The organism is Mesorhizobium sp. M7A.F.Ca.US.006.01.1.1, from assembly GCF_003997935.1.
In the GTDB taxonomy this organism is placed as follows: domain Bacteria; phylum Pseudomonadota; class Alphaproteobacteria; order Rhizobiales; family Rhizobiaceae; genus Mesorhizobium.
Map to the genome: position 1 here is coordinate 25425 of NZ_RZQL01000039.1, position 9288 is coordinate 34712.

At 62.7% G+C, this 9288-nt stretch carries 10 protein-coding genes; 5 read left to right on the forward strand and 5 right to left on the reverse strand.

The window, feature by feature from the left end:
- Positions 1-199: 199 nt before the first annotated feature.
- Genes EN943_RS38280 through EN943_RS09845 form a run of 4 tightly spaced genes read left to right on the forward strand, consistent with a single transcriptional unit; the run spans position 200 to position 4566 of the window.
- The gene (locus tag EN943_RS38280) at positions 200-2029 is read left to right on the forward strand and encodes a (5-formylfuran-3-yl)methyl phosphate synthase (RefSeq protein ID WP_127412444.1); all 1830 of its coding nucleotides are present in this window, start codon (positions 200-202) and stop codon (positions 2027-2029) included.
- A 3-nt stretch (positions 2030-2032) separates the two neighbouring features.
- Positions 2033-2584: a flavoprotein gene (locus EN943_RS09835; protein ID WP_127412445.1), complete on the forward strand. Its 552-nt coding sequence runs from the start codon at positions 2033-2035 to the stop codon at positions 2582-2584.
- Positions 2577-3971, forward strand: coding sequence for a DUF6513 domain-containing protein (locus tag EN943_RS09840; RefSeq protein WP_127412446.1), 1395 nt, complete (start codon positions 2577-2579; stop codon positions 3969-3971). The genes EN943_RS09835 and EN943_RS09840 overlap by 8 nt, the downstream gene beginning before the upstream one ends.
- Positions 3972-3975: 4 nt before the next feature.
- Positions 3976-4566 (forward strand): DUF447 domain-containing protein, encoded by a 591-nt coding sequence (locus tag EN943_RS09845; RefSeq protein WP_127412447.1) that lies wholly within the window; start codon positions 3976-3978, stop codon positions 4564-4566.
- 19 nt (positions 4567-4585) lie between these two features.
- Here the strand turns inward: EN943_RS09845 and EN943_RS09850 are convergent, their stop codons facing one another.
- Entirely contained in the window at positions 4586-5623 is a 1038-nt protein-coding gene (locus EN943_RS09850; RefSeq protein ID WP_127412448.1) for a hydantoinase/oxoprolinase family protein, read from the reverse strand.
- Between the two features lie 33 nt (positions 5624-5656).
- On the opposite strand from EN943_RS09850, the gene EN943_RS09855 reads away from it, so the two are divergent.
- The gene (locus EN943_RS09855; protein WP_127412449.1) at positions 5657-6367 is read left to right on the forward strand and encodes a HisA/HisF-related TIM barrel protein; all 711 of its coding nucleotides are present in this window, start codon (positions 5657-5659) and stop codon (positions 6365-6367) included.
- A 137-nt stretch (positions 6368-6504) separates the two neighbouring features.
- Here EN943_RS09855 and fae read toward each other — a convergent pair whose 3' ends face one another.
- The 4 genes from fae to EN943_RS09875 form a co-directional block, all read right to left on the reverse strand.
- Positions 6505-7011: a formaldehyde-activating enzyme gene (fae, locus tag EN943_RS09860; RefSeq protein WP_013532036.1), complete on the reverse strand. Its 507-nt coding sequence runs from the start codon at positions 7009-7011 to the stop codon at positions 6505-6507.
- Between the two features lie 149 nt (positions 7012-7160).
- Positions 7161-8033 (reverse strand): triphosphoribosyl-dephospho-CoA synthase, encoded by an 873-nt coding sequence (locus EN943_RS09865; protein WP_164778136.1) that lies wholly within the window; start codon positions 8031-8033, stop codon positions 7161-7163.
- On the reverse strand, positions 8033-8980 hold the full coding sequence (locus EN943_RS09870) for a RimK family alpha-L-glutamate ligase (RefSeq protein WP_127412450.1): 948 nt from the start codon (positions 8978-8980) through the stop codon (positions 8033-8035). The genes EN943_RS09865 and EN943_RS09870 overlap by 1 nt, the downstream gene beginning before the upstream one ends.
- Positions 8981-9113: 133 nt before the next feature.
- Positions 9114-9288: methenyltetrahydromethanopterin cyclohydrolase (locus EN943_RS09875; protein ID WP_281060844.1), on the reverse strand; the 175-nt coding region annotated here is incomplete at its 5' end.

Here is a 9288-nt window from a genome sequence, read left to right on the forward strand (position 1 = left end):
GCCAAGTCAAGGTGCCCATGATCAACTTAGCCGACCCGCAAAATTTATCAAACCCTATCGGGGGACTTTTCGCGCCTGCCAGAACGGTGCGGAAAGTCGCCAGTGTCGATTCGCGTGGCAACACCGGCGAGACGTGGCGCAGGGGGATCGACAGCCTCTATAAAAAAGTCTTGTCCTCCAAACTGGAGAAACTGTTCAAATGACCAGAATGCTGGCAAGCGTCACCGGCATCGAAGAGGCGGAGATCGCTCTTTCTGGAGGTGTCGATATCGTCGATCTGAAGGACCCGAAGGCGGGAGCCCTGGGCGCGGTGTCCACGGAAACCATGCGCCGAACGATCTCATTCATCGCTGGTCGGGCTCCGGTCAGCGCGGTCTGCGGCGACCTGCCGATGGAACCCGAAACGATCCGCATCAAGGCCGAAGAGATCGCGGCGACGGGCGTTGACTATGTGAAGATCGGATTTTTTCCTTCGGCAAATATCTCTGCCTGCGCACAGGCGCTCGAACCGCTCGCCGCACGAACGAAGCTGATTGCCGTGCTGTTTGCCGATCTGGCGCCGGACTTCGAGCTTCTGCCGATGTTCGCCAGGCATCGCTTCCATGGCGTGATGGTCGATACCGCGCAAAAAGGGAAGGGCCGGCTGCTCGATCATCTGCCGCCCGAGCGTATTCCGGGATTCGTCGATCGAGCGAAATCGCTCGGTCTGATGGTCGGCCTGAGTGGATCGCTGGAAGCTCCGGATATTCCGCGCCTCTTGCCTTTCGCTCCCGATTTTCTCGGCTTTCGGGGGGCGCTGTGTGGCCATTCCGGCCGCACGAGTTCGATCAGCGCCGAGGCGGTCTCGCAGATTCGCGAGTTGATTCCGGCGCAATCCGGGACCGGCGGTCAATCGAGTATCGACTATCGCCTGTTGGCGGCGAGAGGCTATTCGCCGGACACCGATCCGACACTGGGCACGGACAGGATTTTTGTGCGAGATTTTGTTCTGCCGGTCCAGATCGGTGCCTACAGCTTCGAGCATGGCCATACTCAAAAAGTGCGGTTTGATGTGGCCGCCGACGTGCTGCAAATCACCGAGCATCCCGAGGACATGCGCCATGTGTTCTCCTATGACATCATCATGGACGGCATTCGCACCATCGTCGCGCGGGGCCATATCCAGCTCAGCGAGGCTTTGGCCGAGCAGGTGGCAGCGCACGTCCTGGAGAACCAGCGTGTCGTGCGTGTCACGGTAAGGGTGGAAAAGCTCGAGCTCGGCCCTGGCGGCGTCGGCGTCGAGATCGAACGCAAGCGCCAATCGGCGGGACGCGGTGCTGCCTCCGGCACTGCCGGCCGAAAGGACCGAAGCGTTGTTTTCCGGCCGCGCCAGGAACGCCCCGAAATGCTCCGACGGGCCATCGTCAAGCTTGGCGGCAGCACGGCCCATGCGGCGGAGATGAAGAGCTGGATCGCAGCGCTGGCGGGTTCCAGGCTGCCGATCGTCATCGTGCCCGGCGGCGGGCTCTTTGCCGATCATGTGCGCGAGACGCAGACCCGCATGGATTTTTCCGACACCGCCGCTCATGCCATGGCGATCCTGGCCATGGAGCAGTTCGGCCACGTCATCCTCGACCGGGACGAAAGGCTGACGCCGGCACGGTCGCTGGACGAGATCGGGCGAGCGTTGGAGGCGGGGAAGGTTCCGGTGTGGCTGCCGTCGTCACTGGCACTGCCGGCGCTGGATGTTCCGGCCTCCTGGGACATTACCTCCGATTCTCTGGCCGCCTGGCTTGCCGGCAAGCTTGCCGCAAACGCGCTGTTGCTTATCAAGCAGACCGGTGCATTCTTCGACAGCGATACCGCTGACAGCCTGAGGGCCCGAGGCATTGTCGACCCAGGCTTTGCCGCCATGCTGCCCGACGGCGTCGATTTCCATCTCGCCGGTCCGAAGGATGCTGCCGAGGCCGGCGCAATGCTCGCGTTGGGCAAGCTGCCCGGCATCCGGATCGTGGCTTCAACAGGGTCGTCGGCAAAGAAGGCGGGATAGCCGATGGTGAAGCTGCATGTGCCGCGCTGGGCGTGGGTTCTGACGGGTTCCGGGCATTTTTTTACGGAGAGCTTCGCACTTGTTCGCCAACTCGAACATTGCGATGTCTTCGTGTCGAAGGCCGCCAACGAAGTGCTGCGCATGTACAAGCTTAAACTTGATTTCCCGGAGACGACGCGCGTGCTGCACGACAAGACCGCGAGCGCGATCCCGGTCGGCGAATTCTACCACGGTGTCTATCACACGGTCGTGGTGGCGCCGGCCACGTCCAACACGGTCGCCAAATGCGTGCATGGCATTTCCGACACGCTCGCCACCAATGTCTTTGCCCAAGCGGGAAAGTGCCGTGTGCCAGCCATCGTCTTTGCTTGCGACACCGCGCCGGAACTCGAAACCCAGGCACCGCACGGGCTGGTCAAGGTCTATCCGCGCAGGATCGACCTGGAAAATACCAAGCAGTTGAAGAGTTTCGAGCGGACCCAGGTGGTCGAGTCGCTCGCTGATCTCGAAGCCTCGCTCACGCGGCGCCAGGCCGAACTCGCAAGCGATGGCTGAGCGGCTGGTTTTTCTTACCGGCCATCTGGCCAAGGCGCGGCTGGAACGGCTGCTGGCCGGGCTGGGCAGAACCGAATTCGCGTGGGAAATCGTCGACGTCGGCGTCAAGGTCGCCGCGCTGATGAGCGAGGACATTGTGAAGCGTCGGCTCACTCTGACAGGAGACGTCGACCGCGTCATCCTGCCCGGACGCTATCGGGGAAACATCGAGCACCTGTCGGAGCATTTCGGCGTGCCCTTTGTGCGCGGGCCCGACGAGATCGCTGACCTTCCAGCCTTCCTTGGCCGGGCGGGCAAACCGCCGGATTTGACGCGTCACGATATGCGCATTTTCGCCGAGATCGTCGATTCGCCGATGCTGTCGGTCGAGGCGCTGATGGCGAGGGCCTCGATGTTGGCTGCGGCCGGCGCCGATGTCATCGATCTGGGCTGCCTGCCGGAGACGCCGTTTCCGTTGCTGGCGGAGGCAGTGCGGGCACTCAAGGCACAGGGGTTTGTGGTCAGCGTCGACTCGGCCAGCGCAGACGAACTGTCGATCGGTGCGCTCGCCGGCGCGGACTATCTTCTCAGCCTCGATGAGCACACGCTGCCGTTGATCTTCGACCATCGGGCTACGGCGGTGTTGATACCGTCCATCCCCGGCGATCTGGATTCGCTCGGCCGGGCGATTGCCGCGGCACAAAAGGCCGGCGTCGCCTTCATCGCCGATCCCGTGCTCGACCCGATCCATTTCGGCTTCGCCGCTTCACTCGGGCGCTTCATCGAGGCGCGGCGCCGCTGGCCGGACGTCGAATTGCTGATGGGCACCGGCAATCTCACCGAATTGACCGACGCGGACAGTTCCGGCGTTACCGCCGTTCTAACGGGACTCTGCTCGGAACTCCGGATCCGAAACGTGCTGGCGGTGCATGTCAGCCCACACACGGTGCGCACGATCGAGGAGCACGATATCGCCCGCCGCGTCATGTTGGCTGCTTGCACGGACGGCGCGTTGCCGCGCGGCTATCACCCAGGGCTGTTGCAGATCCACGATCGCAAGCCTTTCACAGCCTCCACCGACGATATCGAGGCATTGGCGGCCCAGGTGCGCGACGCCAACTTCCGGATCGCGGTAGCCGAGGACGGCATCCATGTTTTCAATAGCAAAGGGCATGCGGTTGCCACGGATGCGTTCGAACTTTTTGCCGGGCTGGACGTCGACGCCGATGGCGCACACGCTTTTTACCTCGGCGCGGAACTGATGAAGGCGGAGATCGCGTGGCGCCTCGGCAAGCGTTATGTGCAGGACGAGCCGCTCGCATGGGGCGTTGCCACGCCGGCTCCCGAAACCGACCGTACCCGTCTTGCCGAGCCGGGCAAGACGCTTCGCGCAAGGAAAGAGCGCTAGGATCATGCCCTACATTCGCGAATCGATCATCACGACGGTCAACAAGGCAGGCAACGTCCACATCGCGCCGATCGGCATCATTGCCGAGAATGACGGTTGGGTGATCGCGCCGTTCCGGCCGTCGGTCACGCTGGACAATCTCGCCGAAGTCCCGTTCGCCATCGCCAATTATACCGACGACGTGCGTGTCTTTGCCGGCTGCCTGACAGGCCGCAAGCATTGGCCAACCGTTCCGGTTGACGGGTTTCCGGTGCCGAGGCTCGAAGCCGCGCTGGCGTATTCAGGCCTTGAAGTCCAGGCAGTCGATGACAATGGCGTGCGCCCCCGCCATTTCTGCCGCGTGGTGCGGGAGGAAGCGCTTGCGCCGTTCACCGGCCTCAACCGAGCCAAGGCGGCGGTGCTTGAGCTGGCCATCCTGGTCAGCCGGCTCGGCATGCTGCCGCGCGACAAGATCGAGGCGGAAATCGCCTACCTTTCGATCGCCATCGAAAAGACAGCAGGCGAGGGCGAAAAGGAAGCCTGGGGCTGGCTGATGCAGCGTGTCAGCGATCACTTGACCGCCAAAGGTTCCGGTAGCGAGGACGCGCGAGCATAGGCGCGAGCGCCGCACCTGCTTACGAAGGATATCCCGCCAAAAGTGCCACCGCGGACGCGGGTGCCGCGCTGCTCGCTTGCCCGCGAACGGTGTCATCGGCGGGGATGATGTCGGCGAAATCGACGTAACTGCGTTCCATGCGTTCGGCCAGTCGCCTGATCTGCCAGCGACCGCTTCCGGCGCCGACGATCGGGACATCCCGAGGCAGGGTTCCGGCTATCAGCGACGCTGCATCGTGCACTTTGCGCAGTTGCTGCTCGCTGAACCAGCGCGCGACTTCACCCCATTCCGGCGGGGTCAGGTCGGTGGCGTCGCGCCCGACCATGCGCGCCAGCCGCGCGATCGAGCCGTCCACGGTCTTTTCCTTGCCGTCGGCGGGAGGGTGCCTGTCGTCGTCCTCGTCGAGCACGCCCAGGATGCGGTGAGCGTCGGCGATCGAGGCGAAATACTCGTTCATCAGCGGCGTTAGCCTGCCATGGACGGGAGCCGACGAGGCTACGCCGAACAGGAATGTCCTGGTAAAGCCGGTATAGACCAATTCGCCGGTTAGCAGCCGTCCGGCATCGGTGTAGCCGTCGTTGGCCACGGCGCCGTTCTTGATGGCGATAACATCGGTGGTGGTGGAGCCCATGTCGACGAACAGGGCATCGCCGGCGAGTTTTGCCACCAACAAGGCTGTCGCGTGCCAATTGGCGGAAGCCACATCGGCGGCCAGCTGCGCTGCCCGCTCGACTCCGACGAAACCGGATGGTCCAGCATAGACCAGCTTTTTGTCTGTGGGGAAATGGGTGGAAATCTGACCCAGAAGAGCCGCTACGCCGAGATCGCGGGACGGAAAGATGTCCGACAGTTCGCCTGTCATGGTGAATGCGTTGAGATCCGCACCCGCGTAGATCGAAGCCGTTTCGTCGAGGGCAGAAGCCAGCTTGTGCAGGCCTTGCCAGAGCGGCGTTGCGATCGTTACCGCCTCGACGATGCGACCGTCTTGTGCGCGGGTCACCTTCAGATGCGCGCCGCCAATGTCGAAACCGGCAATGATGCCCTTTCTTTTTTCCACGCTTCAAGCTTTCATGACGGGGGCAATTGGTCGGTGAAAAAAACGTTGCGTATCATTCCGGTTCTCGACCTGAAAGACGGCGTGGTGGTTCGCGCCCAGCAGGGAAAACGCGATCGCTACAGGCCGATCGTTACGCCGCTCAGCCGAAGCCCCGATGTCGTCGCGGTCGCTGAAGGACTGCGTGGGCTTTATCCTTTTTCGACCTTCTACATCGCAGATCTGGACGCTATCGAAGGCGGAGCGCCAAACAGCGACGCACTCGCCCGGCTGAGGACGATGGCGGAGCCGCCGGAACTTTGGGTCGATGCCGGCGTAGCCGACGAAAAGACACTTTTGGCGGCGCTTGCCGAACGCTCGCTGTCTCCTGTTCTGGGCTCTGAATCGCAGCGGGACGACATGTTGCTGCGGCGTTTTCGCGATCATCCCGATCTCATCCTGTCCCTTGATTTCGTCGGCGATAGTTTTTGCGGACCGCGTTCTCTTCTCGATGAGCCCGAGCTTTGGCCGCAAAAGGTGATTGTCATGACGCTGGCAAAGGTCGGTGCGGCCGCCGGTCCCGACTTCGGGCGGTTGCAGGAGGTCAAGGCCAAGGCCGGAAATCGCGCCGTCATTGCGGCCGGCGGCGTCCGCGATGAGAACGACATCAGGGCCTTGTCCGCCATGGGCGTCGCCGCGGCGCTGGTCGCAACCTCATTGCACACCGCTACGCTCACGCCCGGCCGCCTCGCGTCACTCGGCGCCTGATCCTCGTTGCTCGTCAGTTCCCGAAGGGCGTGCGCCCTTCGGGAACTGACGTTTCAAAAGCCCAGAACTTTTTTCAGCCGGCGCAACAGACCATCCGTCTCAGAAGAGGGTTTTTCCTGTGCGGGGCTGTCTCTTGTCTAGGCTGCGAACGGATGCTTGACCTTGTCGCGCTGGGCCGTTGCTTCGGCGGCGGTCGGGGTTCCTGCAACGGCGCGCTGGATAGCTTCCTTTGTCGCCTCGTAATTGTATTTCTGGATCTTGGCGTCGTCCGCCGCGTCCCAATGGATGAATACCCCGACGCAGATGAACACGTCGTCTGCTTCGTTGGCCGGAATGGTCCCGTCCGCAACGCTGTCCTGCACGGCCTTTGCCACGGCGTGCTGCGCCGGGCCGAACATCTGGACCGCCTGTTTGGCACCCTTGATCGTGACCTTGTTGAACATCACGGTGTTGGGTTTGCATTGAAGATTGGGCGCGATCACCGCCAAAAGCGAAGTAAAGCCGTCCTTGTTGTTGGTAAGCGCGTTGCAAAATGCCGTTTCGACCGCGCTCCCCCGCGGGCCGATGAGCAGGTCGACATGCGCGACTTCGTTGCCGTCTCCCACCAGCGATTCACCGACCATAACCTTTGAGATTTTTGCCATGCCAATTTCCTCCAAGACACAATTATGATGTCCACGGACGCTGCAACCGAGCAGGCGCTCGATGGACAGCTATCCTTGTTGGCAGCGCCCGGATTTGCCCGGACCGGTTGGCTAGATAGCAGCGGAAGCACAGCTTCCACTTTTGGAAGTCAAGCACCAACGCCGCGATTATGCAAGGTGAGGGCGAGGGTGTGGACTAAAAGAGTAGCCACGGTGAGGTCGGCCGAGGTGCCGGGGTTGATGTTGTCGGCCTTCAGCCGGCGGTCGAACTCCATGAGCAGACGAATGCGCGACGGCTCGTGGCTCTCGGCATGGAGCGCCGCCTGAACGGCAACGGCTTCCTGCCGCGCCTGATTTGCGAGGTCAACGCCGTACTTGCGCATCACATGGCTGTCAGGGAAGCCGGCGAGAAACGCCATGTAGACGAACACCGTCGGCCACATGCCGGTTTCTCCACGTGCCAACGCTCCATCCAGCGCCGCGAGCCCGACCCCGAACACGTCGCCGAAACAGCTGCCGTACTGGCGGGCGATCATGTCGCGGTCGGCGGCCTCCCGCATCGCGTCCAGCAAATGAACCTTCGGCTCCTGCCGCACATCGTTGGCGGCTTCTCCGAGGCCGCCTGGCGCGGCCGTGACGATCGCCTCGAATACCGCCTTGGTATCCTGCACGTTCAAAGCCCGAACCAGCGAATCGAGATTGTCGCGCAGTCTGTCACCGCCCATTTCGGCGGCGCATATCAGAGGCCCTGCCAGAAGGATGATTCCGAGATTGGTATTGGTCGCGACCGCCAATCGTGTCGCGCGCACCGCCTCCAGCATGCGCTGTCCGACCGGCAGGCGGGGATCGGTCAGCGGCCCGGAGGAAACCTCCGCACTTGTCATGAACTGGGCGGCGGACATTCCGTGTCCGTCGGCGAACAGATGGACGTTGCCCGGTTTGAGGGCTTCGATCTCCATCCTGCAGGCATCCTTGTAACTGGCCCGGAGGCATTCACGCGAAAGCGCCACCTTACCGGCCATCACGAATTCGCAGGCGCGGCAAAACGGTAGGGCCGCGGCGCGGCGGCCGCTTCGGCGCGGTCGGCCAGGAGTTTCAGCAAGGCATCGGCGATTGCCTCGGCGATGTTCACGGCGACCACCGATTGCAATCCCGACCAGGCGGGCATGCTGTTCACTTCGAGTATGAACAGATTGCCGTCGTCAGCCCGCACGATGTCCACGCCGGCAAAATCCGCGCCGACCGCAACTGACGCAGCGACAGCCAGCGATGCCAGTTCCGCCTTGCCATGTTCGGAAACCTGTTCCGGCACGCCACCCCGGTTGACGTTCGTGATCCAGTCGTCGCTGATGCGGCTCATCATCGCCACAGTCTCGCCGGCGCAGACAAAGACGCGGAAATCCCGGAAAGGCGGACCTCCACGCGACACATATTGCTGAAGGTAGTAGACGCTGTTCACCTCTTCTGCGGCCGGCAGATCCGAGAGCGTGCGGATCAGCTTTATCCCGCGGCCTTGCGCCCCAAACAATGGTTTCAGCACCAGCGGTCCCCGCGGAAGCTCTTGCACCGCGATCTCCTCGGCGACGGCAAGTCCTTCTACGGCAAAGGTGCGTGGCGTAGGCAGGCCGGCATTTTTCAGGAGGAATGTCGTCATCGACTTGTCGACGCAGCGCTCGATCGCCTGCGCGGAATTCCACACAGGAACCGACAGTCTGCTTAACGCGTGCAGCACGCCGAGGCGCCGGGTAATCGCTTCGAACGATCCGGCGGCGATCGAACGGACGAGCACGGCGTCGGGCAGCGTGCCGCCGAAGCCGGGGATCGAAAGTCCGCTCGGGCTGCTGGTGTCGAATGCGATCGCCGCCAGCGGCACGGCCGTAACGGCGGCGCCCCCCCGAGCAAGCCCTGCCGCCAGGCCGTTGGAGCCGGTGTCCACTTTGTCGCTGACGATCAGGATGCGAGGGATCATGTTGCCTCTCGGGTGCGGGAATGTCGGCGGCGCGAGCGGTTCCACGCCCTCATTGCCGCGTCCGCGGCAGGGCTGCACGAAATGCAGTCGTCGGGCAGGCGAATGACGGACGAATCTCTTTGCACCGCATGCTCTAGCCGAGACTTCGTTCGAGCATCTTCGGATCACGCTGACCGGCGCGAAACGTATCGCCGGTTTCGATCGCTGTCACGATCACTTCAGCCGGGCTGAACAGCAGCGGGTCGATGGCATAGAAATCGCCCTTGAACCGCGTGAAGATCTCGGCGAAGGGTTGGCCGTAGTCACGT